Annotated in this window: 20 protein-coding genes; 10 read left to right on the top strand and 10 right to left on the bottom strand. The window is 40.8% G+C overall.

Annotation, left to right across the window (positions count from 1 at the left end; genetic code table 11):
• Window positions 1-3: 3 nt before the first annotated feature.
• Window positions 4-693, bottom strand: coding sequence for a response regulator transcription factor (locus ACXAC4_RS03825; RefSeq protein ID WP_475159165.1), 690 nt, complete (start codon window positions 691-693; stop codon window positions 4-6).
• Between the two features lie 146 nt (window positions 694-839).
• Here ACXAC4_RS03825 and ACXAC4_RS03820 point away from each other — a divergent pair, with 146 nt between their 5' ends.
• Together ACXAC4_RS03820 and ACXAC4_RS03815 are read left to right on the top strand one after the other, a co-directional pair.
• Window positions 840-1,913, top strand: coding sequence for a type 1 glutamine amidotransferase domain-containing protein (locus ACXAC4_RS03820; protein ID WP_475159164.1), 1,074 nt, complete (start codon window positions 840-842; stop codon window positions 1,911-1,913).
• Between the two features lie 98 nt (window positions 1,914-2,011).
• Window positions 2,012-2,368: a RidA family protein gene (locus ACXAC4_RS03815; RefSeq protein WP_138483704.1), complete on the top strand. Its 357-nt coding sequence runs from the start codon at window positions 2,012-2,014 to the stop codon at window positions 2,366-2,368.
• 63 nt (window positions 2,369-2,431) lie between these two features.
• On the opposite strand, the gene ACXAC4_RS03810 is transcribed toward ACXAC4_RS03815, so the two are convergent.
• Window positions 2,432-3,823, bottom strand: a complete 1,392-nt coding sequence (locus tag ACXAC4_RS03810) for an aminotransferase-like domain-containing protein (RefSeq protein ID WP_475159163.1) — start codon at window positions 3,821-3,823, stop codon at window positions 2,432-2,434.
• Between the two features lie 98 nt (window positions 3,824-3,921).
• On the opposite strand from ACXAC4_RS03810, the gene ACXAC4_RS03805 reads away from it, so the two are divergent.
• Window positions 3,922-4,533 (top strand): LysE family translocator, encoded by a 612-nt coding sequence (locus ACXAC4_RS03805; protein WP_475159161.1) that lies wholly within the window; start codon window positions 3,922-3,924, stop codon window positions 4,531-4,533.
• 6 nt (window positions 4,534-4,539) lie between these two features.
• Window positions 4,540-4,965, top strand: a complete 426-nt coding sequence (locus ACXAC4_RS03800) for a GNAT family N-acetyltransferase (protein ID WP_475159159.1) — start codon at window positions 4,540-4,542, stop codon at window positions 4,963-4,965.
• Between the two features lie 30 nt (window positions 4,966-4,995).
• Here the strand turns inward: ACXAC4_RS03800 and ACXAC4_RS03795 are convergent, their stop codons facing one another.
• From ACXAC4_RS03795 to ACXAC4_RS03780, 4 genes are all read right to left on the bottom strand, one after another.
• Entirely contained in the window at window positions 4,996-6,948 is a 1,953-nt protein-coding gene (locus ACXAC4_RS03795) for a methyl-accepting chemotaxis protein (RefSeq protein ID WP_475159157.1), read from the bottom strand.
• 251 nt (window positions 6,949-7,199) lie between these two features.
• Window positions 7,200-8,360: a DUF418 domain-containing protein gene (locus tag ACXAC4_RS03790; RefSeq protein WP_475159155.1), complete on the bottom strand. Its 1,161-nt coding sequence runs from the start codon at window positions 8,358-8,360 to the stop codon at window positions 7,200-7,202.
• Between the two features lie 155 nt (window positions 8,361-8,515).
• Window positions 8,516-11,662: an efflux RND transporter permease subunit gene (locus ACXAC4_RS03785; RefSeq protein ID WP_475159153.1), complete on the bottom strand. Its 3,147-nt coding sequence runs from the start codon at window positions 11,660-11,662 to the stop codon at window positions 8,516-8,518.
• Window positions 11,659-12,738 (bottom strand): efflux RND transporter periplasmic adaptor subunit, encoded by a 1,080-nt coding sequence (locus ACXAC4_RS03780; protein ID WP_475159151.1) that lies wholly within the window; start codon window positions 12,736-12,738, stop codon window positions 11,659-11,661. Before ACXAC4_RS03780 ends, ACXAC4_RS03785 begins: the two co-directional genes overlap by 4 nt.
• Window positions 12,739-12,912: 174 nt before the next feature.
• On the opposite strand from ACXAC4_RS03780, the gene ACXAC4_RS03775 reads away from it, so the two are divergent.
• On the top strand, window positions 12,913-13,296 hold the full coding sequence (locus ACXAC4_RS03775) for an MmcQ/YjbR family DNA-binding protein (RefSeq protein ID WP_475159150.1): 384 nt from the start codon (window positions 12,913-12,915) through the stop codon (window positions 13,294-13,296).
• Between the two features lie 62 nt (window positions 13,297-13,358).
• On the opposite strand, the gene ACXAC4_RS03770 is transcribed toward ACXAC4_RS03775, so the two are convergent.
• Entirely contained in the window at window positions 13,359-15,284 is a 1,926-nt protein-coding gene (locus ACXAC4_RS03770) for an alpha/beta hydrolase family protein (protein WP_475159149.1), read from the bottom strand.
• Between the two features lie 142 nt (window positions 15,285-15,426).
• Between ACXAC4_RS03770 and ACXAC4_RS03765 the strand changes: the two genes are divergently transcribed.
• Window positions 15,427-16,896 (top strand): winged helix-turn-helix domain-containing protein, encoded by a 1,470-nt coding sequence (locus ACXAC4_RS03765; RefSeq protein ID WP_475159146.1) that lies wholly within the window; start codon window positions 15,427-15,429, stop codon window positions 16,894-16,896.
• Between the two features lie 94 nt (window positions 16,897-16,990).
• Complete coding sequence (locus ACXAC4_RS03760; protein WP_475159145.1) at window positions 16,991-18,112, top strand: DUF4405 domain-containing protein; 1,122 nt, start codon at window positions 16,991-16,993, stop codon at window positions 18,110-18,112.
• A 60-nt stretch (window positions 18,113-18,172) separates the two neighbouring features.
• On the opposite strand, the gene ACXAC4_RS03755 is transcribed toward ACXAC4_RS03760, so the two are convergent.
• From ACXAC4_RS03755 to ACXAC4_RS03745, 3 genes are all read right to left on the bottom strand, one after another.
• The gene (locus ACXAC4_RS03755) at window positions 18,173-18,820 is read right to left on the bottom strand and encodes a hypothetical protein (protein ID WP_475159144.1); all 648 of its coding nucleotides are present in this window, start codon (window positions 18,818-18,820) and stop codon (window positions 18,173-18,175) included.
• Window positions 18,821-18,824: 4 nt separating this feature from the next.
• Window positions 18,825-19,313, bottom strand: a complete 489-nt coding sequence (locus tag ACXAC4_RS03750; RefSeq protein WP_475159142.1) for an RNA polymerase sigma factor — start codon at window positions 19,311-19,313, stop codon at window positions 18,825-18,827.
• Between the two features lie 151 nt (window positions 19,314-19,464).
• Entirely contained in the window at window positions 19,465-20,073 is a 609-nt protein-coding gene (locus ACXAC4_RS03745; protein WP_475159141.1) for a glutathione S-transferase family protein, read from the bottom strand.
• A 114-nt stretch (window positions 20,074-20,187) separates the two neighbouring features.
• Here ACXAC4_RS03745 and ACXAC4_RS03740 point away from each other — a divergent pair, with 114 nt between their 5' ends.
• From ACXAC4_RS03740 to ACXAC4_RS03730, 3 genes are all read left to right on the top strand, one after another.
• Window positions 20,188-21,069: a LysR family transcriptional regulator gene (locus tag ACXAC4_RS03740; protein WP_475159139.1), complete on the top strand. Its 882-nt coding sequence runs from the start codon at window positions 20,188-20,190 to the stop codon at window positions 21,067-21,069.
• A 114-nt stretch (window positions 21,070-21,183) separates the two neighbouring features.
• Window positions 21,184-22,149 carry an ABC transporter substrate-binding protein gene (locus ACXAC4_RS03735; protein WP_475159137.1) on the top strand — a complete coding sequence of 322 codons (966 nt, stop codon included), beginning with the start codon at window positions 21,184-21,186 and terminating at the stop codon, window positions 22,147-22,149.
• Window positions 22,146-24,890: a hybrid sensor histidine kinase/response regulator gene (locus ACXAC4_RS03730; protein WP_475159135.1), complete on the top strand. Its 2,745-nt coding sequence runs from the start codon at window positions 22,146-22,148 to the stop codon at window positions 24,888-24,890. Before ACXAC4_RS03735 ends, ACXAC4_RS03730 begins: the two co-directional genes overlap by 4 nt.
• Window positions 24,891-24,963: the final 73 nt, after the last annotated feature.

The raw sequence follows: 24,963 nt of genomic DNA, 5'->3' as shown, positions 1-24,963 counted from the left end.
CCTTCAACAATTTTCTACTTTAAAAGCGAAGCCAACACCGTGCAAAGTCGCCAACATATCATAAGTAAACGGCTTATCGAGTTGCTTACGAATTTGATAAATATGCGAGCGAAGCGCGTCTGACTCTGGCGGCTCTGCCCCCCATACCTTAGTCATCAAGTCGCTACGACTTAAAGGTTTAGGGTGAGACTCTGCAATGGCCAGCAAGATTTGATAATGTAAGTTCGATAAGGGGATGACACTTTGCGCTCGTTCAACGGCTTGAGTCTGGCGGTTAATTTTCAGCTCGCCAATTTCGAGGACATGATCTGTCGCAACCCGATGGCGTATTGATAACGCTTCAATGCGCACCAAGAGCTCTGCCAGTGCGAAGGGTTTTGTCAGATAATCGTCAGCACCTTGTTTAAAACCACTGAGCTTATCATCTAGCGTATCGCGTGCTGTCAGCATTATAATGGGAATATGACGGGTACTTTGTGTCCTTAACTGCTGACAAACCTGCAAGCCATCGATACCGGGTAACATGACATCTAATACGATGACATCAAAATAGCTATTAAGTGCCAATTCAAGCCCTTGCGTGCCACTATAAGCAAAATCAACTTCATGACCTTGTGCCATCAAGTAATCCCCTATGTTGGCAGCAATATCAGTTTCATCTTCGACCACTAAAATTGATAATGCAGATGTCATACCCAATCCATTCTTATTCTTTTTAACCTAATGCGATACTTCGAGTATGCCATGTCACACCGTGAAGGTAATGTGAAATTCACTTTCACATCGTTTTCACACCTAAGCCTTTAAGCTCATTACATCTCATTAAAGGAGCAATTGATATGGTTAAGAAAATACTTTTAAGTTTATTGGCTGTGGTTTTAGTTCTTGTAGCAGCCGGTTACTGGGCGTACAACCTAATAGACAGAGACGCTTTTAAGCATGATTTCAAAAATACTCAAAGGGCAGATCTCCCCTACATTACAGAAAATGTGCCTGAACACAGAGGCAAAATATTAGCGGTGGTTACCAGTCATAGTGAACTAGGTAATACAGGTAAAGCCGTTGGATATGAATTGACTGAGTTATCGCGTGCATACTATGTGTTTGAAGCCAATGGCTTTAGTGTCGATATCGCCAGCCCACGAGGTGGCAAGCCACCACAAGTGCTTGATGGCGACGATATGAACCAATACGACTATGCGTTTTTAAACGATGCAGCGGCAAGCAAAAAGCTTGAACAAACCTTTAAGCTAAGTGAAGTAAACCCAGATGAATATCAAGCAGTGTATTTTGTCGGTGGTAAAGGCACCATGTTCGACTTTGTTGATAACCCTGATATCACTCGTCTTGTTGAGCATTTTTACAATAATAACAAGGCCATTGCCGCAGTTTGTCATGGACCTGCAGCCCTGATCGGTGCTAAGAACGCCAAAGGCGACTATATCGTTGCCAATAAAGCCATCACCGCTTTTACCAACGATGAAGAGCTATTGCTCATTCCAAATGCGCCAGAAGTCTTTGGGCAATTGCTACAAGACACACTGACCGAGCAAGGCGCAAAATTCAGTGAAGGAGCCATGTACCTTGATAATGTTGAAGTCGATGGCAACTTAATTACTGGGCAAAACCCCTGGTCTGTATGGACCATGGCAGAAGCTACGATTAAGCAGTTAGGATACACGCCAAAAGCACGTGAGATCACCGCAGAAGAACACGCCGTCACCATAATGAATACTTATCATCAGCAAGGCGCTGAGCAAGCCCTTGCCGTTGCAAAGTCTTTACTAGAAAAACAACAGCCGTACATGCGTAACCTAGTGTTTATACATTCGCTCATGGCATTTATGAAGTTTGATGTGATTGAAGGAGTTAGCTTATTAGTCTTCGTACAGCAGTTGAAAAATTTAACCTGAACTCAGATTAACTAAAGTTTTTTGGCCGTATAGACTGCTTTTTAATGCAATAGTTTGTACACTTACAGCATCAAAATAATCGTTAAAAGAGAATCGTCATGACAATTGAGCGCAAGCACACAAAACAACGAATGAGCCGTATTGTGGTTCATAACAATACTGTTTATCTTTGCGGCCAAGTCTGTGCAGATGCCACGCAAGGCATTAAAGAGCAAACGCAAACCATGCTAGACAAGGTTGATGCCTTACTTCTAGAAGCGGGTTCTGATCGCGAACATATGTTAAGTGCTACGGTATACATTAAAGACATGCAATATTTCGCCGAAATGAATGAAGTGTGGGATGCATGGGTACCTGAAGGCCATGCTCCTGCTCGCGCATGTGTTGAAGCTGCAATGGCACGTCCTGAGTTACTTGTTGAAGTCTCAGTGGTTGCTGCGGTTAAAAACACTTAACCTGTTAATCATTCAAATGAGCAAAAATCTTTGTTTTTGCTCATTTATCGTTTCTAAATTCTCTTAAATTACAATATTTGACGGACGTTTCAGCTGTTCAAACACCTCATCAACACGTTTGACGCCCAAATCGAATTCAGCACGACTACTTGGCCCACCAAGGGTAAAGCGTAAACCATTTAAAGTATTATCTGATGGCTGTTTAGGGTTTTCAAACACGTCTAATGTACGCACTTCGACTTTGTTGGCTTTTAATTGCCCCGCCAAAGCATGCATATTCAATTCACTTGCCAATGGAATAAATACATTGAGCCCAGCAAATACCGCCGTCATATGATGTTTCTCGAAAATGGCTTTGAGCGCAGCGATACGATAGCGAATTTCATCAGCCAGTTTATCTTGGTTATAAGCAAACTCTTTGCTTTTTAGCGAGCGCATCAAAAGCTCGAAGTTCATCATAGACACCGCCCAACACTGGCTGTGAATTTGTTTTAATAAGGTTTGCTGCCACAGTACCGGCGCGAGCACATAGCCGGCTCGCAAGCCGCCTGCAAAATACTTAGAAAAACTCGCAATATAAAACACTCTATCAGGTGCTTGCTGCCAAAGTGGTAAACGCCAATTACCTGGCAAGCAGTAATTCACATCATCTTCTAAAATAAAAAAGTTGTAGCGACGACTCAGTGCTAACAGTTGCTGTAACTTCTCATCGCTATAGCGCACATTGGTGGGGTTTTGGCAGTTTGGGGTAATGTAAATGGCTTTCACCGAGTGAGTTTTACACGCTTGCTCGAGTGTTTCTAAATCTAAGCCATCCTCTTTTACAGCAATACCCAAGGTATTTAAATTAAGTGCGTCACAGGCGTGATAAAAGCCGGGATAACAAAGGTTTTCATGCACCACATATTCGTTGGGCTGACACACCGACGCTAAACTTGCGTAAATACCCTGCTGCGCCCCTTGGCAAAAAATCACCTCATGTTGCTCACATTCAAGTCCTTTTTGCTGTAACCAACTTTTAAAAAAGCGTTGGTGATGTGGCAAACCGTTGAGTTTATAAGTCATTAGCTGTTCTAACTCTACAGGCTCATTGGCCAGAGATTGCATGGCTTTAGCCAGCACTTGCTGCTGTCCCATCATGGGTTGCATGCTCGAAGCAAAATCTGTTTCAGAGGCAAACTCACTGACCTGCTCTTTGACCGCAACAAAAGTGCCCGCGCCAAGACGAGCAGTCACCACCGCTCTTTGCTCTAACAAAGCATAGGCTCGTGTCACCGTACCATGGGTGATCGATAGTAAATCAGCGAGTTGTCGTTGTGGCGGTAATTTCTCACCAAAGACCAGTGCTTCTTCAGCAATCGCCTGCTCGATTAACTCTGCCAAAGCGCGGTACTTGGGGTGAGTTTGTGAAAATGTATTAAACCTATTTAGATCTGGCTGCCAAATTGTATTCATAACAATAAAATCATTGCTGCTTTTTATGCATTATGACAATTAATAAGGCAAATACAAAACAATTAATTGTATCAATACAATTTCAGGAGTGTTTTACTATGAATGCCGAACTGCTTACTTTAATACCTGCCCTTATTTTATTTTGTTTCGCCGCAGCTTTTACGCCTGGGCCTAACAATATCTTACTGACTTATTCTGGCGCTAACTTTGGTGTTAAGCGCTCACTTAATCATGTCATTGGCATTCGCGTCGGCATGACCGCAATCCATATCATTATGCTATTTGGTCTAGGGAGCTTGTTCTTAGCCTTGCCGGTACTTCATGCTACTTTGCAAGTAGTTGCATCACTGTATATCGTTTATCTTGCGATAAAAATAGCCCGCACCAGCACGCTTAAAAAACATGATTCGCTGCTTGCCGAGCCGATGAGTATTAAACAAGCGGCACTATTTCAAATCGTTAATCCTAAATCACTCACCATGATCATCTCAGTATGTAGTGCACTGACCTTACCTGGCGACTTGTATTGGCACTCAGCCATTATGGGCTTAATCATTTTTAATATTGTCGGGATCTGCTGTGCATTATTTTGGGTGACGACAGGTAAGTACATTAGCAAGTACTTACAATCACCTCAGAGTCTAAAGCGATTTAACCTGATCATGGCGGTTTTATTACTTAGCTGTTTACCCCTAATCTTTATTGCATAGGAGGCGATGATGCAATTAGTTCACCAATTGACCCCATTACAATTTAAAGAAGTCTTTAGTTTTTTGTCAGAGCGTAGCTATTGGAGTAAAGGCATAGACGAAACGCGACTAAAAAAGGCGATCGATCATTCTATGTGTTTTGCGCTAGTCGATGGCAAACATTTATTGGCTTTTTGCCGTGTAGTCACTGATCACGCTACCTTTGCCAATTTATTAGATGTGTTTGTACTTGAGCCCTATCGCGGCCAAGGGTTAGGTAAGAAGCTGATTGATACTGTGATGACACACCCTGAGTTACAAGGGTTAAGACGTTTTACGTTAGCCACCAAAGACGCTCATAGTCTGTATCAGCAATTCGGTTTCAGTGAATTAGCCAATCCAGACATTGCAATGGAGAAATACGTGACTAACATCTACAGCCACTCACTTTAGATCATAAAATGAGTGGCTTGGTGCAAGTAGTTACTGCACTTTAAAACTGCCTACAAGGGTGTATAGACCTTTACTCGAATTTGCGAGCTGAGTTTGACAGCTCGCTATTTCAGTACTGCCCTTAATTTGTTGCTCTACGGTTTGCTCTAATGAATGTAACACCTGATCGAGCTCTACACTGGTTTGCGCCTGAGCACTCACCTGTTCAGTGATCTCACCATTAGCGCTAACACATAAACCCACTTGCTGGGATATATCAGCAAAAGCAGCGTTCAATTTATCTGAGTGTGACTCAAAAGCCTGCAACTGCTCGGTAGCATGCTGCATCATAGTCGATGCGGTTTCTGAGCTAGTTTGCAATTGTTCAATAATAGCTTGAATTTGATTGGTCGATGACTCACTGCGCGCAGCCAATTGTCTTACCTCATCAGCAACCACGGCAAAACCACGACCATTTTCGCCCGCCCTAGCGGCCTCAATAGCAGCGTTTAATGCCAGTAAATTAGTTTGCTCTGCCACCGATTTAATCACGTTTAGCACTTCACTGATATTATCTGACTCGTCTCTCAATTGACTCATCACACTATTGGCTTGCGAGAATTGTTCAGCAACAACAGCCAGCTCTTGTTGATTACCTTTGATCATCAACTGCCCTTGTGCAGCCATTTCATTGGCAGCACTAACTGCCTGCTGGGCATTATTAGCTTGCGACTGAATACTTTGTGCTGATGTAGCGAGTTCACTCACTGCGCTGGCTGTAGTTTGCATGCTCTGCAACATAGTACGATTCATTTTGTCTGACTCTTGCGTTAAGCCATCAACATAGTTAATAGCCGCATCTAACTCTTGAGTCGAGACCACAATTTGCTGCACCATCTCTTGTAAATGTGCAATGATTTGATTCACCGCCAAACCGACTCGAGCCGTTTCATCTTGCCCTTTCACTTCAATACGCTTGGTTAAGTCACCGTTGCCTGCCGCTATTTGCTCTAAAGCAAGTTGTACTAAAGTCAAAGGCTGACACAGTTTTTTGGTGATCACGCCAACTAACACACTTAATATCACCATCAGTAAAACTGACAGAGCAATTAACTGATAAACCGCTTGATTAACAGGTTCATTCACCACTTGCTTTGGTACCAATAATGCCAGGTGCCAACCTAATTCAAACGCGTCACTTTGTACTTTTAAAGTCGCGGCATAATAAGCTGTATCGTTATAAATAAGCGTCTGCAAAGTATCTAAACGGGTATTGAAAAGATTTCTAAAGCCAGAATTAAGTGTGCTGTTGTCAAATTCCGCTATAGATTGACTCAGTTTAAAGTTATGCTCCCCAGAGAAATGGATCAAGCGCCCTTCAGCATCGGCTAATAGCGCAACCCCTTCACCTTGAAAGTTAAGCTTATCAATAAATTGACTAATGCTCGGCAGTAAAATATCCGCCCCGCCGACGCCTAAAAACTCCCCCTGATGCAATACAGGAAAATTGATTGCCGCATAATTCTGTTTAAATTCAGGATGTAATAATACTTCTGAGATCACGGTGTTTTGAGTACGCTTTATATCTTCCCACCAAGGGCGACCAAATACCGAATAACCGTCTTTAGTGTATATGCCTTTTTCAAACATATATTCGCCAGTGAATGTAGAGCCAAAGAAAATCGATAACACCTCTTTGTCTGCCGAAGACTGCGCTGTCAATGCCGCGTTTAAATGAACTACATTACTGTCTAGCTCTCCTTGCATTTGCCTTGCTTTGATTGCAGCAAGATTACTGGGCGCGCGAAATAAAGTGTGCAGTGCGGTGATTTTGTTTTCAAAGAATTGCTCTATTTGCTCAGCACTGGCCTGCATTTGCGTATTAATTTGAGACTGCACCTGTGCACTTCTTTGTTCAGCTAAATAATTAGCAAGCGCAATCGTAACAAGCAAAAAGATCGCAAATATAGTGATAAAAATAGCAATAACGAGCTTTCGACTCATCGAAGTAGCAGAATTAAATGACAGCATAATGACAAAGGATAATAACCTGTTAAAAATTGTATAATATATACATTTGAAATAAATAAAACAGGCTAAAAAAGGAACATATGATATCTATCTATTTTTAAATAAGATCTTTTTTGAAAAAATTGCAATAGAGATGATTTGAAGCGTATACAAAGAATAAAAAATGAGCAGGCCAGTGTTACTTTTAACGAAACTGATAGCCTGCTCTAATACGCTCTACCTTACTATACTAATGCCTCCGCTCGTTTAGCCTGCTTCTTTGCGAAGCTTGCCAAATAGACTTTTCGCCACAAGGCTTCAAGCGGGCCTTGCTTAAATTGACGAAGATACCAATTAGCAAAAGCAAGCTGGAAAAGTATCATTCCCACAGCCATTGCTAAATAATCGGTCATCGACGCAGTTAAGTGAACCTCAGGGAAAACCCAACGAAGTAGAATTGCTAAAACGACCGATTGCATAATGTAAAGCGTAAACGCCATACGCCCTGGCGCTTTGAAGACAGCTATCCAACGGTGGTTGTTTTTAAGTAAGTAGATCACACCATGAATATAAAGAGTTGACATAAAAATAGCTGAGATGCTTGCCATCAAAGAGCTCATTTCACTGCCTACACTAAAGTAGCTCAAACGCATAAAAATATCTAAACCAGTTAAAACAGCTGCAACCAATGCAATGGTTTTAAATTGGCTTGCTGTTAAACCTCGTTTGAAAAAGCCGCTGCGATAGAAATAAACTCCCAAAAGCATTAAACCAGCGACTTGCCAAAACACCCATAATGGAGAGCTAATCACTAAGAATGCTGCAAATATGGCTTGTATTGTCACTTGATAACCATAATTACCCATCCAGCTGTTATATTCTTCCAAGAACGCCTCAGAACCACGCACCATCTCAGGCTCTAAACCTAAACCTGCGGCTAAAGAGGCCAATATACTAAATAGTACATTTATAACGGTCCCGATAATCAACCACTTCTTAGCTTTACGAAACAGCTCACGGGTAGGTAATGTGAGCTTTTTAATGATAAACAATGCACACACTGCATACAGAAATAAAATGTCACCACCAAAAATAAATACGCCGTGAATGATACCGAAAATAATCAACCAATTAAGGCGAGATTTTAAGAAGTCTTGATAATTAAACCCTTTCTTTTCGCAGCTTTTCATTTGAATGGCTAAACCAGCACCAAATAAGATACAGAACAGCGTTCTAAAGCGTCCATCAGCAAAAATAGCATTGAAGGTATCGACCCAAATATCGCTTTGAGGTGTGATGTCAAAAGGCACATAGCCCATACTCATAATGCCATGAAAGTAAATATTCATAAGCAATATGCCTAATATGGCAATGCCCCGTAAAACATCAATAGATTGAATTCGCATGTTTTCCCTTACAAATTAGATATACCTAGTACCATCATATCGCTTAGCGCCAAAAATGGCACAGCTAAGTTGTAAAGATTTGTCAAAGATATAGAAACAAAAAACGCCCGAATCTTAAAAACCCGGGCGTTTTCTAACTTTTCTATATATGTCTATTAACTTTCTTGTTTGTCTTTACTCTTGTTATCAAGTATAGCGACTAAAAATGCTGGTAAAAAACTAATGCTGAGTAAGGTCGACACCAAAATACCGCTTAATACAATGATACCCACACCACGATATAGCTCAGTACCTTCACCCGGGATCAACACCAAAGGCGCTAAGCCAAAGATAGTGGTCGCCGTAGACATTAAGATGGGCTTAATGCGCTTTTCGACTGCTTTTCTTACCGCATCAACCACAGGTAGGCCATTATCGACAATAAAACGACGGGTTTGGTCGACAATTAAAATCGGGTTGTTCACCACGGTGCCAAGCAAGATTAAAAAGCCTAACATGGTGATCATATCAAACGGTTGATGGAAGGTTTGCATACCTAAACTCGCAAGCCCTGAGTTTAAGCCATTCACCATCACAAGACCCAGTAAACCACCCGCCATACCTAGCGGCACAGTCGCTAAAATGAATAGCGGATAACGCCAATGGGTGAAAATAGCCACTAAGAGTAAATAGCTCAGCACCAATGCGATCATAAAGTTGCCCGATAAAGATGCTTTGGTTGCTTCGAGCTGATCGGCTGCACCGCTAATACTCACTTTAATGCCTTGCGCAATTTTGCCCTGCTGCCAAAGTGTTGGCAGTAGCTCGGTGCGCACCTTCTCTTCTGCTACTTCTAATGCCACATCTCTAGGCGGAATAATGTAAACCGTCACCGTTCGATTGCCATCTACACGCCTTACTGAATTACTGTTTTTGCTCTCAACCAAATCAGCCAGAGCATTCAATGGCAAGACTTCATCTTGTGGCGTCACAATTGGCATACTTTCAAGTTGCTCTAGAGTTTGTTTAGCACCTGCGCCGCTGAATAAAAAGATATCCACTTTGTCGTCGTTTAAAATAAACTCATCCACAAACGCCCCATCACTCATGGCTGCTACGGCATAACCGAAATCTCGGCTACTGATCCCAAGTTCCGCCAAACGATGCCAACGAGGCTGTATTTCTATTAAAGGTTGATCAAGGGTTAACGAGCCTGGGTTAGAATTGATCTGTGGGTTATCAAACACTTGATTTGCTTGCTCATAGACAGCTTCTGCTGCGCGATACAAGTCTTCAATGTCATTACCTGCAATGTCAACCGCGACGGCACGAGTACCACCATCATTACTAGAAATTATCGAACCGCGCGCCGAAAACGCTCGCATACCTTCATAACTTCTAAACTTAGTGGTGATGGCATCCATCATCTCATTGATATGAGCAGGATCGACTGGCGCACTTAAAAACCAAATACGACCAATTGATACCGACATCGAATAGTAAGCAAGCGGTGGCATATCAGTCTCACCATTGGCGAAAGCGGCACCATCTGCTTTTACATAATCAGCAAAATAGGTTCTTAGTTCACTGCCAATGCGTTCCATTTCAGATAAGTTGTAATTAGGCGGGGCAATCATCATAGAAAAGGCTTTTGGCTCTTCCCCTTCAGGAAGGTATTCGGCTGCTGGCATCAAGGTATAAGCAGCACCTAAAATGACCACAATAAAGGACACTGAGGCAATTCGTGATCGCTGTTTTGATTGAGTAAAGAATCTCGCACATTTCAGCCAAACTTGACCGTAAGCCTTGCTTTGTTTAACAGTTTCACCGGCGATTTCTTGCTTATCTAAACGCGCCAATGCAACAGGAACCACAAAAATGGCCACTAGCATAGAGGCGATAATTGCGCCACAAATCGCAATGGCAATATCTGAATACAGCTGCCCAGCTTCTTGTTGCACAAATAAGATTGGCGCAAATACCAGTACGGTTGTCGCAGTAGAAGCCAGTACAGCTGGCCAAACTTCTTTCACACCGCTAATGGCGGCTTGGCGCTTTCCTTTACCTTGTTTTTTGGCTTGAAATATCGATTCAAGCACTACGATGGTGTTATCAACCGTCATGCCAATCGCAAAGGCCACCCCCGCTAAAGAAATCACATTAATGGTGCGACCAAAACTCATTAAGGCTAAAAACGCGGCAATGGTACAAATCGGAATACCCAACACACCAATTAAGGTAGCGCGTCCTGAACGTAAGAAGAAATACATGACTAAAGTTGCCAGCAAGCCACCGAGAATAAGGTTAAACCATACGTTTTCAAGGGAGCTTCGGACATACTGCACGTCATCACTCATGAGCGTCAGGCTCAAACCGTTTTGTTTAAGTAACTGCTGATTTAATTCTTCAACAATCGGCAACATGTCGTCTTTAATCGCCAAAACATTGGAACCACTTTCTCGGCGTACCGACAGACTCAATGTACGCTCACCCACATTGTAAGACAGACTGCGAGTTTCAAAGTGATCTAAAGTCACTGTTGCCACATCTTTGAGGTAAATATTGGCGTTGTTCTCACTGCGAATTATCAAGTTTTCAAGTTCGGTCAACTGCTCAAAACGCCCGACAACACGCAATAAGTATCGGCTAGTGCCACTTTCAATGTCACCTGCTGAGGCATCTCGATTACGATTTCTAATCGCATTTCGTAATTCACTAAGACTAATTCCACGATGCGCAAGTTGCTCTGCATCAACCTTAATTTGAATTTGTCTTTGCGCACCACCGCCCACTCTCACTTCAGATACACCTGACACGCTTTCCATTCGCGGCCGAATAAAGTCTTCTGCAAAATCTCTTAATAAATCGACATCCAGATTGAGCGGGTTCCCTGGCAATGGTTTAAGTACAAAGTACATAAACGCATTGCCCGAGAAAGAACTCGAAAATAATCTTGGCTGATCGACATTTTCGGGGTAACTGGGCACCTGACTTAAAGCATTATTTACCCGAATAAGCGCATCATTGGCATCAACGCCAAACGGAAATTCTAGTTCAATTTCAGCACTACCCATTCGCGCATAAGACACCATGCGTTTTAAGTTTGGTAGACTTCTTAAATAACGCTCTTGTTCAATTAATATTTCTTTTTCAACATCTTGAGGCGTTGCGCCCGCCCACCCTGTTTGCACAGTGATAGTGCGTACTTCTAAATCAGGGATCATCTGCACGGGTATATTTAACGCGCCAACCAAGCCTAAAATACAACTGATTAATACGATCACGGTGACAAGTACGCCGCGTTTGACAGCTCCTTCAATCATAACGCGTTACCTGAACTGTTTTTCACAGATACTTTTACACCGTTTTGCAGTAACTCAACGCCTGATTTGATGTATTGCTGCGAGACTGATGCCCCTTTGACTGCTACTCGCTCTGCTTGCTGCTGCGTAACCTCAACAAATACGCGCTCTGCTGTATTGTTATTCACTGCAAAAATGCTATAGCCACCATCAGGGTGACGCTTTAACGCAGATTTAGGTAACCACACCTGCGTATTTTCAATGGCTGGTAATTGAATGGTCACTTGTGCTGAGCTGCCCACCACAAAAGTATTATGCTTTGGTAATGACACAAATACCTTGAATGTCCGATTTACAGTATCGACTGATGCAACTACGCGCTCAACCTGACTATTTATGATACCTTCTGCTTTGTTTTGACTTTGGATCTTTGCATAAATCGGGATCGCTTGTGATAAATGAGAATAATACTTCTGAGGAACAGCGAGCTCTACACGCAACTTATCACTTGAGATGAGATTAAATACATGGTTTTGAGTACCTATCCACTCCCCTACATCAACCATACGATCTGTCACCACGCCTGCAAATGGCGCTTTAATATGGTGACGATTTAAAAGCTCTTGCTGAAGTGCGAGCTTCGCCTTCGCATTTTTTAATTCTGCATCAGCTTTAGTAATATTTGCTTTGCGCTCTGCCAATAAAGTTTGTGCGACTAATTGACGCTTTGACAGTGCTGTTAATTCTTGATGTAAACGCTGCGCTTCTTGCAATGCCACCTGAGCTATATTCAGCTCTGAACTGGCTTGTTCAAATTGCAACTGCACTAAGGTATCGTCTAAAGAAAGTAACAGCTGACCTTGTGTGACCACATCACCCGCTTCAACTAGAATATTAGCCACAACACCCGATTGCTGACTCGCTAATTGTGCATTATGTACTGCACTGATCGATCCCGTTAATGTTAACCCAGCATCAACTGCCCGCTCAGGATAAACCACATCTACTTCAATAGACTCAGCTTTTACTGAGTCGCTATAAAAACCGACTGCCACTATGGTTACAAACCAAAGCACCGACAACTGCACAAAACGCATAGCAAACCTCAAATGATAATTATTAGCAGTAATGTAATTGATTCTTATCCAATACTCAGCAATTTTGCGATAAGACCCTTATTATTATCTATTAACCTACAACCAGTTATGTCAAATTAATGTCTAAACGAACTGAGTTTTGATTTAATACTATTAAAGGGTAAACACTAGACGATGGATCACCTTCAAGCACATGAATATTTAATCTCTAAGCCCGAAACGACCGTTAGCCAACCTTTTGGTGAGGGAGTCGATGTTTATAAAGTGAAAGGAAAAATGTTCGCGACTTTGGCGCTGGGAAAAATGGGCAAAGGCACTGATAAAACCCCACATTGGTGGATGAATCTTAAGTGTGATCCCGATGAAGCACATATTTTGAGGGATATTTTCGATGCCGTGATCCCCGGCTATCACATGAATAAACGACTTTGGAACACAATTATACTCGATAGCTCTATTCCACAAGGCGAAATAGAGCGCATGATTGATAATTCGTTTATGCTAGTAGTCGAGAAAATGCCAAAGAAAGCACAAACTTCGATTTTACTACAGCTTTAAAAAATCAAAAAAACCAGTATCAGACCCAAAGCAATACTGGTTTTTCTTCGAGATATTTAGGGTTACATTAGGTGTTTATTAAAGAAAACTAACATTTCTTGTAAAGTTTTTACTCGGTATGGTTGATGAACTAAGTAGTGACTTCCATCTTCAAGCTCAATATATTTCACATCTTTATTTGCATCTTCAAGTTCTTCTGCCATCTCACGACTGTGTCTTACAGAAACAACACTATCCTTCGAACCATGAATCAATAAAACGGGTTTGGTAAACTTTTCAGCAAAATTAATTGGAGAAACCTGCTCTAATTGGTCTCTGTCAGTGCCTATCTGCTTACGAACGATGTCTTTATTCGTGAAGTTCCGAGCTTGATAATAGATAAAATTTAAATCTGCGACCCCAGCAAAACTTGCTGCACACTGAAAGGTATCCGGATGTTTTACCAAAGCCATTAATGATGCATAACCGCCATAACTACCACCAGCAATACACATTTTATCTTTCTTTGTATAGCCTTGCGCTACTAACCAGCTCGCAGCATCTTGCAGGTCATCTTGCATTGCTTCACCCCAACCACCGATTGCAGCACTTTCAAAGCTAAAACCATAACCCGATGAGCCTCTAAAGTTTGGCTGAAAAACTAAGTAACCATGGTGTGAGAAAAATTCTGACCAATAGTCAAAGCCCGCATAGTCTCTTGCCATTGGCCCTCCATGGGGCAATATAATGGCAGGGTAAGCTTTGCCTTTCTGATAGTCTGCAGGAAACGTTAAATAGCCTTCAATTTTTGTTTTATCCCGTGCGATATATTCAACATTATTCTTGCCATTATAAAGTTCTCCTTCAATTAAAGGGTACTTTGAAATGATATATTCTAGTGAGCTTTTATTTCGGTCACCTAATAAATACGCACCAGGGTGATCACTTGAAGTGGTGTATAGAATATAAACTTGCCCAGTCACATCTGTATCTATTATCACATTAGTTGAGTCTGGAATGGCCTTATTGATAGAGCGCTGAAGCTTATCAAGATCTTCGTCCCAGTACTTAATTAAATCATCAAAACCTGAATGCGAAAAGCCAACTACTTCATTCGTTACTTCTGAATAAACCAACGAGCCATCAACGTCATAGTTTTCGTCATGATAAACCAGTTCACGTGTTTGCTCTGGATCTGTCACATCCATTTTAAATAGTGCGTCTTTATCTTTATGAATGGCTTTGAAATATAAGATATTCGGGTTTTTATCAAATCCTAACAAAGTAACTTTATTGGCAGAAAATACCTCATACTCAAATAACTTTTTCCATTTGTTAGTCTTTAAATCTTTCAAACTATAGGTAACAAGCGTATCGTCAATTTGACGCATAATACGCACTTTACCTTGCCTATCAGCAATCCAACCGTCAATGTGCTTTTTTGGTCTTTCAAGACGTTTACGTTTTCCAGTAAGTACATTTAATTTATATACACTTGGCTTATTTGGAGTGTCTAAATCAATAGATAATAAAACATGCTCCGGATCGTTAGATAACATACTGATGACATTATCTTGGAACTGCGAGTTATGCGATTTACGGCCCATGCGAATAACATTTTTTGCCTCATCATCAGTTCTTAAGTCAAACTTTAGTAATCTTGACACTTTGTATCGTATTCCTCTTTCAGACGCTGTAGAGGAAATTCCCATCAATAAAACATCATTATTGAGCCAATCAAACCAATTCAGAGTAACTGACAGGTTGTCAGTTTTCGTAATAAAGCGCTTTTTGCCCGTTGTTAAGTCAAAAACCACTAGAAATAACGTTCCTTTACCATTTTGTACAAAAGCCACTTTGTTTCCATTTGGCGATAAGTTCATCTGAGAAGCATTCGCTAAACTGGCATGCGCTTCTATTGGTAATGTACTTTTAAGTGAGGTTTGCGCGGAGGCTGAAGCTCCAAAGAGCGTTATTATCAAGGTAAGAAATAAAGCATGCTTGAGCATAATCATCCCTAATCATTGTTGTCGTTAATTTAATTAAGCAGAAAATATTAACCCAGAGTTGTACCTACCTCAACGGGATGCTTGATTAACTTAACGACTCTTTTACTGTATCTTTGCTAAAAACGTCAAACCGGACAATACATTGCAGTATCAAACTTTAGATTATTATATTAATCCTCACGCTTTAACTCTGCGAAGCATAGGCGGCGATGTAATTGCTATTCGTCCGAAGACTTGCCAATTATTGTTGTTGCTTCTAGAAAATGCCGGAAGGCCAGTCAGTAAACAGCATATTCTTGAAGCTGTGTGGGCTGACTCTGTTGTCGCCGAGCAAGTTGTTTTTCAATCTATTAATGAACTAAGACAGATATTTACCAACGAAGAAGTTATTAAAACCATACCCAAGCAAGGATATGTGTGGTTACCTAATGTCTCTACGCTTTCAACCTCTGAACCAAAACATAAAACCAACCGACACACTATTACAGTGATTGTTTGCAGCTTAGTAATCGCTTTTGTCTTTGTCCTGTATTACTTTTCCCTGAAACATCATGAGCAGCCAAAACAAAATACAGTGGCAGGCTCTGTTGTCATTTTGCCGACGCAAAATCAAATTGAAGGAAACGACCATAGCTGGGTTCGCTTAGGATTGATGGACCAAGTCATACAACGCTTACCCAATAATGAAGCACATGGTGTATTACAGACCGATTATGTGCTGGAAGTGTTAGAGCGAGCAGGTGCGCCTTTGAATAATGTTCAACCTGAGCATATCAGACAGATATTTACCGTCTCGGGTGCTGAGTTAGTTGTCTCGTCAAAACTGTCCGGCTCGCCTCATGATTATCAACTGAGTTATGCTCTGCATTATAAAAATACTCAACAAAAAGGCGTGCTATTTGGTCGTAACATTCAAGCAGTGATCGATGAATTTAGCGATAAAGTGGCAGAACAATTAGGTGAAGAAAGCTCCCTACAAGCCAACAACTATCATGCCGATTTTAATCATGAGATGTTGGGGGTTGCCATTGACCTAAAGCTTGAAGACAACCACCTAGCAGCAAAACCTTTGCTTGAGAGTATTATCGCACATGATCCTGAGAATCTGACTGCGCAACGGCTCTTAATCAATACACTCTTTGAGTTAAAAGATTACCCTGCAGTAAAAAAACACCTTATGTTGGCTATTCCACTCGCTCAAAAACTCAATGACAAAAATGAATTAAGCCGCTTGCATTATCTTAGTGCCATTCACGCCATTATTGAGGGAGATGACGAGCTAGCTAAGCAAAGGGTTGAGCAAGCTTTGCAAGTAGCTCTGAGCAATAATGATTGGCTATTTATGGCCTACTCGAAGGATCTGTTGGCGCGTATTGCCCAGCATAAAGGTCAATACGAATTAGCTAAAACGTATTATCTTGAAGCAAAAAAACATCATCAAGTTTTACGCTGCCCAGTTGGCGAAAGCAGTGTTTGGGCTAGCCTGGCTTTACTTGCCAAGAAACAAAACAATCGCGATGAGTTTAATACAGCATTAAATACAGCCAAGCAAATAGCTACAAGTCGAGCGCTAACAAAGCAGCTCAAATATTTAAACACTTTAAATTATTAACAATAGAATCAATAACCTTAGATAATTTTAGAAAGCTTTAGTGGCTTTTATTACCCCCCTTAAGCGATAAGGGGGTAATTCAAAAGGAGTCACTATGTCATTTTTTAATGCCCGAGTATTTATCGGCACCCTATTGTTTTTAGCCTTCATTGTTATGTTGGTTACCTCTGTATTGTTATACAGTCAGCAACATGATGCTGTCATTGCGCTTATTCATACTTTAATCGGCGCGGCCATGATTTTAGTCGTCGTATGGCACTTATTTAAAAATTCAAAACCCCTCTTTGCTTATTTGAATCCGCTAAAGAAACATATGGGCAAAGTCAGTTTTGCCATGCCACTGGCCGTTTTATTGGTAGGTTATTTGTTGGCGTCACCATTTTTCGCTCTGCCACCTGCAATACAAGTTTACACTTGGGGCCAAACCCTAAAAGCCGCAGATAAAGCTGACCAAGATAAAGAACTAAAATATGTCGAACGTGTAATTACCCCAGCAGAAGCCAGCGGACAAACGATTACCTTAGAGTTGAAAAAAGGCCCTTACTTTATGTGGCCACAATATGCATTTTGGTTAGAAACCTTAGACGGTGAATTTGTTCAGCCGCTCTATGTCACAGAGAAAATCGCCACTAATAATTTCACCAATAAAGTCTCTAAAGTAAATCCTGATCAAGTATTCAATGAACATTTACTGATCGGCGAAAATGCAATTGGTAGAGAGGCCTTAACCGGTGGTGAAGATGCAAAATCAAAAGATACTCGCATGCGCCCTGAATCGCTGCCTGTGTTTTTACATCAACTTGGTGTGCAAGCCAGTAATGGCTTCTACCTGCCAACCGATAATAAACTGGTTGTCGACGGCTTTAGTGGTGCAACCATGACAGATAATTTCATTTACTCAATTCAACTGCCGACCTCACTGACAGGTCAATACCGTATTCGATTTGAGATAAACCATTCATTCGATTACAACACGTACTACAGCAGTGACCGATTCCCTGACGATCCTGTATATTCAGGCGACGGCTATACTGCGCAACCCTCGCTTATTTATCAAGCCATCGTCGATTTTGACCAGCCAAGTACACTACAGCAAATGCAGCTTATCGGTCATGGTCACCACTCAGGCAAAGATGGCGATGTTCGTAATGATCTCAGTAACTTCACCACCGCACTAGAGTTAGTTGACAGGATCTTAGTTTCTCATTCCCTATAACAGAAAAGCGCAGCCAACTGGCTGCGAAATTCGTTTATAATATTTAAGGTGCCGAGCATATTACTGCTGTGCTTTTAAAGCGCGCATATCTGTGATTAATTCTTCCAGCTTTTTAAATTGTCTACCGTAAATGATGTCTAAGTCTAAACGATACAAAGCTTCTGAATATCGCACGACCAACAAAAACAGCACTGTGATAACCGCCCAAACATAACCTGGAATATCTAACAATACATACTCTGTCGGATAATGCTTCAAAAGCAAAGCCATCACTTTACCACCCGCATTACTCACTAGCCCTTGTGTTACCATACCGATATAAAACAGCGGATAAAAAAATCGGTAGTACTTCGAATATGTATCCATTGAGTTTTTAAGCCAAGTATCAAAGCTCTCTAAATACTCTAAACTGCTCTGCCCTTTCGATAAGTTATGCGATTTAGTGAGCTCTTTTCTCGCTATCAGCACAAGCGGTGCTAGCAATACACAGATATACAAGCCTAACCAAGGTGCTCCAATTAAACTCATCACCACCAGCATGACTAAAGCACCAATCACAATGGCTTTAATATTAACTGCAAACATATTTTGCAGTTTATCTACGATATTTTGCGACTTCCTATTATATAAGTCGTTCACTTTTGGTGCTGATAGCTCACCCTCACTCACAAAACCTTGTTTCCACATTGCTTCAATAGACTTACTCATGTGTTCACTCCTGCGCTTTTATAAACTTGTTTAATCTTTCTTTAATACGCGTAATGCGTACGCCAATACTGTTTGTGTTAGCACCAATAATTTCGCCAATTTCAGCGTAAGATTTCTCTTCTAAATAAAGCAGGATCACTGCTCTATCTATCTCTGACAAATGCTTAATGGCGTTATAAAGTAGGTTAATATCATCAGAACCAAATGCCTTGGCGTCGTCATGTACTTCATCAGGTAAAGCATCAGACACAAACTGCTGCTCGCCTTTTTTACGCTGTTTTAAATGGGTCAAACAAACATTTAAAGCCACCTTATAAATCCATGTTGACCATTTAGACTCAGCATTAAAATTGCCTCTACTTCGCCAAATTTGCAAGCACACCTCTTGGTAGTAATCTTCAAAATCTTCTTGGCTATGGGTGTATGCCCGGCAAATTTTGATAATGATCCCCGCAAAAGGCAGTATTGATTGCTGATAAAAATCGCTTCCCATTCACCTCGTTCCATTTTGTATTTTTCTAGTTAGTAGATAGCAGGTGGTATTTATTACAGCTTGTAGGAAATTTTTTTCGAAGGAAAGGTTTTGACGCGCCAATGTGACGCCAAACCATCTTAATATAACAGATGGCTTGGCTATAAAAGGGCTAGAGTGATAATAATGTCGGTGAATTGGTCTTCGCTTGCTGTAAGCGTTGTTTGTAATCTTTTAATTCAGGAAAGCGCTCAACTAAATCGAAGCTCAACATTCTATCCCACCCTAAAATCACCGCGAGGTAATAGTCAGCCAATGTTGGTAAGCAGCCCGCTAAAAATAGCTGTTGCTGAAGCTGCTGCTCAATCAATCCGAATAGTTTTACTAATTCCTCTTCGGCATTGGCTTTAACCACCTCATGCTCATTGGCAATACGTTCTGGCTGAAACACTCGTGAAAAATGCCCATGCACCGTTGACGCCACAAAGTTTAACCATTTTAGCGCATCAGCGCCCTCAGTCGTTGCTAAGTCTGGGATCAAATTGGCCTCAGGATGTTTTTGCGATAAATGGATTAATATCGCTTCACCTTGCGTCAAAATGTGCTCATCGGTTTTTAACACCGGCACTTTACCGAGTGGGTTCACTGCTAAAAACTGTTCACTAAATTGTTCATTCTGAAATAGATCGATGATCTCAACATTGTGCTCCACACCAATAATCTCTAAAGTAATTAATACGGCTGTAGAGCACGTAATTGGGCAATGATAAAGGGTATACATAATTCATCCTTTTAATAAGTCGTTTAGCTTTAGGTTTATTTAGGATTAATTTACGACTTTTTTTAAGGAAAAAAATTACTACTTCCTGCATATCTTTTGTGCAAAAATGCACAAATGAACTTAGATGACGATTATCAATATATTCTTGCACTGGCTACTCTCGGCAGTTTGTCAGCTGCGGCTAAGCAGCTCAATGTGACACACACAACGGTTGCCAGGCGAATTCGAGCATTTGAAACCCGTTTCAATGTCTCCTTATTTGAGCGTGTCCCAAAAGGTTACCAGTTAACTAAAATTGGCAGAGAAGTGCTGCCTGACATTGAAAGTTTGAAAAGCTTGCAAGGTCATATTGAGCGACGACTCGATGGTCAAAACCAAAGCTTACAAGGAGAGGTAAACATCGCCTTGACCCCTGAACTGGCGCATGATTATTTACTCCCGCTACTTGATGAGTTTTATCAGTGCTTTCCACATATTCAACTCAATTTAATGATGGGCACCAGTCAAAAAGACCTCAATGCCAGAGAAGCCGATATCGCGCTCAGGTTTACACCTGAGCCAACCCAAGCTGATTTAGTTGGCAAAAAACTGTTTGCATCTAATTGTGGCATCTATGCCAGCGAAAGCTACTTAGAGCAGTCAAAAGAAGTCGATAACCTATTACTATGGCAGTTGGAGTTTCATAAAGATTGGTATCAAAGCCACTTTAAAAAAAACCAAATCGTCGCTCGATTTGATAATTTAGCCGCTTTAATTAGCGCAACAGACCAAGGGCTAGGTATTGCAAAATTACCCTGTGGTTTAGCTGACCAACCTAAATACAGGAATTTGAGAAGACTCAATATCACCTCGCCTCCATCCATTTGGAGTTTATGGCTGCTTTATCACTATGATTTAAAAGAAGCCGCCAAAATCATGGCTATTAAATCTTTTTTAATTGAACAATTTTCACAATTTGAACGAAGATTTTCAGGCGAAACAAGTCGTTATTATTAACGGCTTGAGCGATTAAAATTCTCCGCTCCAAACTAAAAGTCAATCCGTTCACCTTGCCAGAGCCAGAAATTGGTCAATACTTAGGAATACTATTGCGCTATCCGACCCAAAGTTATGTGGCTAATCTCAAAAAAGACAATCCTCTTCGCTTTTATTTTCTTTCTCATATCTTGCAAAAACGACCCACCACAAACGTTACGTATCGCCATCAACCCTTGGCCGGGTTATGAAGTACTTCATCTAGCAAAAGAAAAAGGTTTTTTTGAACAAGCAGGGCTTAATATTGAGCTTGTTAGAGTTGCCTCTTTAGCCGATACGCAAAGAGTTTATTTGAATAACAAGGTAGATGGCCTCACCAGCACCTTAATTGAAGCCATTCAGATTCAATCTTTTGCAGTAAGGCCGCTTACCATTGCGTTAATTACTGATTACTCGTTAGGTGGAGATGCAATTATTGCTCACAAATCAATTACTGGCATTACAGATTTAAAAGGAAAAACTGTTGGTACTGAGGTCTCTTCACTCGGTATTTACGTGCTACAAAGGGGGCTACAAAAACATAACCTAAGTTTAGATGACGTCACAATTAAAAATGTTGAACAGATGTCTGGTATCAAGGAAATGAACAAAGGAGATATTTCCGCGTTTGTTACCTACCCCCCCATTTCAACAGAGTTATTAAAGAATCCTGATTACCATGTCATTTTTGACAGTGCCAAGATCCCAAAAGAAGTGGTTGATATTGTCAGCATCTCACAAAGTTACCTAAAACAGCACCCAGAAACATTAGAAAAGCTCTGGCAAGTTTGGCAGTTGTCTTATGAATTTATTCAAACTCATCCAGATGAAGCTATGACAAAAATGGCTAAATTAGAAGGCTTAGAGATTGCTGATTTCTCTGATGCTTTCAACAACCTTGAGATGCAAACAGGTAATACACAAGCAGAGTTAATTTCTCATGACTTTCTTAAAAGTGTCACAGAGCAAGTCTGCGAGACTTTATGGCGCATTAAATCAATCGATAAGCCATGTGATTTTGTGCCAAGCATGTTTCATAAGACACTAGAACAAAGTAAATGATTAAAAACTCGCTTTATCTTAAATCGACCATTCCTTTGCTTTTGCTTGGTATAAGCTCCTTTTTGCTTTTCACACGCTTTATTGCTGACGAATATCGATTACAACACGAGCGCTTTATTGATTCTTTGGTGGATAACGTGATCACGAGCATGAGTATCTCTGCAGAAGTCGACGCCTCTAGAGAAAATTTACAGCGCGTGCTTGCTGCGTTATCGAGCAATAGCGCCATTCAAGATATTATGATCATTGCCCCTGAGTCTCTTGATATTGTGGCATCTAAAAGGCTTTTTATTCAAAAAAGAAGCTTACTTGACTCAGAAACACTAGGAAAAAAAGAACTCGACGAGTTATTGCATTATAAGTCACAGTTAAGTGACAAAGTTAGGGTGATTTATCACCATGATGAAAACTGGTATGCATTGTCTTGGTTATACCTCGTTGACCCCGAAATAAGGAGATTACGCGCTTATTACTTTTGGATACATATAGATTCCACTCAACATGAAGAAAAGCTGAACCAACAATTAGGCAGCTTCACGTATAACTTTTTAATCATTATTTCTATTATGGTTGGCCTGTCATTTTGGCTACTCAATTACTTTGTAACCAGCCCCCTCACTAAAATTGGTGCTACCATTCGAAAAGGTCTACCAATCCCTAAAGGTATCATCAAACAGCAAGGTGGAGATGTCATTGCGAGAGTTGCAACTTCTTATAATAAAGCCATTAAGCAATCGCAAGAAAGAGCTGAGCAATTAGAAAAAACTCGGCACTATATTGATGGGATCACGCAGCATGTCCCTGTACTTCTAACTTATGTAGATAATGAAGAGAAATACCGTTTTGCAAATAAACTCTACTGCCAGCTATTTAAGTTGAATGAACACGAAATCGTAGGAAACACCGTCAAATCTGTTCTACCCGTTGATATTTATGACAGAATTCAAGATCATCTATTTAATGCTTTAAAAGGTAATGAAACTGCATTTGAAATTGATGTCACAATAGGCGGCGTTAGAAAGTATCTGATCACCACCTACACTCCTGATTTTGCACTTAACGGAGACGTTGAGGGGGTATTTGCCTGTATTGAAGATGTCACTGAGCTCAAAAACTCAGAAGAGCAATTAGCTAAATACGCCTCAGATATGGAGTTTAATAACTGGGCACTTGAAGAAGCCAAAGAACAAGCCGAGAACGCATCAAAAGCCAAAGCTGATTTTTTAGCGACCATGAGTCATGAAATAAGAACGCCCATGAACGGCGTACTTGGTATGTTAGATTCTTTAAAAAGCACCCCTTTAGATAAAGAACAAAACGAACAAGTTGATATCGCCAGTCGTAGTGCGCTCTCGTTAATGCGCATTATTAACGATATCTTAGACTTTTCAAAAATTGAATCTGGTAAATTGGAAATAGACATCAATGAATTTGATGTCGTGAAATTAATCAAAGAGACTGCAACTTCGTTTGCCAAGCAAACTCATGAAAAGAATATCGCACTTATTTTAGATATTGATGAGCTCACTCTGCCTATCATCTCTTCTGATTCTGTCAGAATAAAGCAAATACTCACTAATTTAATCGGGAATGCTGTCAAATTTACAGAGTCTGGTGAAATTATTGTCAAAGCTCAGTATGTATACTCGAAAGATCATCACGCCCCCGAAATAAAACTCCAAGTATCAGATACAGGGATAGGCATTCCCGAAGAGAAATGTGCCTTAATTTTCGAGCATTTTTCACAGGCTGATACATCCACGACACGACAGTTTGGGGGGACGGGTCTAGGGCTTAGTATAGTCAGTAAGCTGTGCGAATTATTAGGAGGTGAAATAGTCGTAAAAAGTGAACTAGGGTTAGGCAGTACTTTTATCGTCACCTTACCATTATCAAGTAAACTTTCTGAAAATCAGCAATTACAGCATTCTATATTCCATGATTTCACTGCAAAACATTTCCACTTTGTGGACATTAATTCAAGCTTCTTAAATGCGTGTGAGCGAACTCTAACTAAGTTTGATATCGCCATGCATAAACATAAAAACATTAAACTGCTTGAAGAAGATATTAAAAAGCACAATGAAGAGCAATTATCTTCACACTTTTATGTACTAAATTGGTCAACAGAGGATAGCCAACATATAGACCAGTTTGTGTCTTCACACATCGCTAATACCGTCACCTTATTGCCTTTTAATACCTCGATTGAAGGGCACTTTAAACAAGCTGATGTGCAACAAGTAAAATACTGTAAAACCCCCTGCTCTCTACTCGATATCGTGCATAAGCTAGAGCAAACCGAGGATAGCCATGTCACTCAAAATGCGACTACTCAAACTAAAGATCAAACAACCCTGTTTAAGCATGTTCTCGTCGTGGAAGATATGCCGATTAATCAAATCGTCGTCACACAAATGTTAAACGGTGCCGTTGAACAACTCGATTTTGCGAATAATGGTCTAGAAGCGCTAACTAAATTAAAAGAGCATGAAGATAACTACTATGAGTTAGTCTTAATGGACTGCTTAATGCCAGTAATGGATGGCTACGAGGCAACGCGAAGAATTAGAAAACGCGAAGCGGGTGAGCATAATCAATATATTCCAATCATCGCTATGACAGCTAACGCCATGAACGGCGACAAAGAAAAGTGTTTTGATGCGGGCATGGACGAATATATTAGTAAGCCTCTGATCAAAGAGGACCTTATCGCATTATTAGAGCGCTTCACTGTATAAACTTTATTGAGCCGAACTTAAGAAGGCGATAAGATTAGTCCCCATATTAGGCTATCAATTTAACCTAAAAGGA

This window comes from Pseudoalteromonas sp. AWM4_233 (assembly GCF_056158285.1).
This window is presented reverse-complemented; position numbering and strand designations above follow the sequence as displayed.

Bases quoted from the DNA above. Each gene is read 5' to 3' on its own strand.
- ACXAC4_RS03825 (WP_475159165.1), bottom strand. From the start codon at position 693: ATGACATCTGCATTATCAATTTTAGTGGTCGAAGATGAAACTGATATT.
- ACXAC4_RS03820 (WP_475159164.1), top strand. From the start codon at position 840: ATGGTTAAGAAAATACTTTTAAGTTTATTGGCTGTGGTTTTAGTTCTT.
- ACXAC4_RS03815 (WP_138483704.1), top strand. From the start codon at position 2,012: ATGACAATTGAGCGCAAGCACACAAAACAACGAATGAGCCGTATTGTG.
- ACXAC4_RS03810 (WP_475159163.1), bottom strand. From the start codon at position 3,823: ATGAATACAATTTGGCAGCCAGATCTAAATAGGTTTAATACATTTTCA.
- ACXAC4_RS03805 (WP_475159161.1), top strand. From the start codon at position 3,922: ATGAATGCCGAACTGCTTACTTTAATACCTGCCCTTATTTTATTTTGT.
- ACXAC4_RS03800 (WP_475159159.1), top strand. From the start codon at position 4,540: ATGATGCAATTAGTTCACCAATTGACCCCATTACAATTTAAAGAAGTC.
- ACXAC4_RS03795 (WP_475159157.1), bottom strand. From the start codon at position 6,948: ATGAGTCGAAAGCTCGTTATTGCTATTTTTATCACTATATTTGCGATC.
- ACXAC4_RS03790 (WP_475159155.1), bottom strand. From the start codon at position 8,360: ATGCGAATTCAATCTATTGATGTTTTACGGGGCATTGCCATATTAGGC.
- ACXAC4_RS03785 (WP_475159153.1), bottom strand. From the start codon at position 11,662: ATGATTGAAGGAGCTGTCAAACGCGGCGTACTTGTCACCGTGATCGTA.
- ACXAC4_RS03780 (WP_475159151.1), bottom strand. From the start codon at position 12,738: ATGCGTTTTGTGCAGTTGTCGGTGCTTTGGTTTGTAACCATAGTGGCA.
- ACXAC4_RS03775 (WP_475159150.1), top strand. From the start codon at position 12,913: ATGGATCACCTTCAAGCACATGAATATTTAATCTCTAAGCCCGAAACG.
- ACXAC4_RS03770 (WP_475159149.1), bottom strand. From the start codon at position 15,284: ATGCTCAAGCATGCTTTATTTCTTACCTTGATAATAACGCTCTTTGGA.
- ACXAC4_RS03760 (WP_475159145.1), top strand. From the start codon at position 16,991: ATGTCATTTTTTAATGCCCGAGTATTTATCGGCACCCTATTGTTTTTA.
- ACXAC4_RS03755 (WP_475159144.1), bottom strand. From the start codon at position 18,820: ATGAGTAAGTCTATTGAAGCAATGTGGAAACAAGGTTTTGTGAGTGAG.
- ACXAC4_RS03750 (WP_475159142.1), bottom strand. From the start codon at position 19,313: ATGGGAAGCGATTTTTATCAGCAATCAATACTGCCTTTTGCGGGGATC.
- ACXAC4_RS03745 (WP_475159141.1), bottom strand. From the start codon at position 20,073: ATGTATACCCTTTATCATTGCCCAATTACGTGCTCTACAGCCGTATTA.
- ACXAC4_RS03740 (WP_475159139.1), top strand. From the start codon at position 20,188: ATGAACTTAGATGACGATTATCAATATATTCTTGCACTGGCTACTCTC.
- ACXAC4_RS03735 (WP_475159137.1), top strand. From the start codon at position 21,184: ATGTGGCTAATCTCAAAAAAGACAATCCTCTTCGCTTTTATTTTCTTT.
- ACXAC4_RS03730 (WP_475159135.1), top strand. From the start codon at position 22,146: ATGATTAAAAACTCGCTTTATCTTAAATCGACCATTCCTTTGCTTTTG.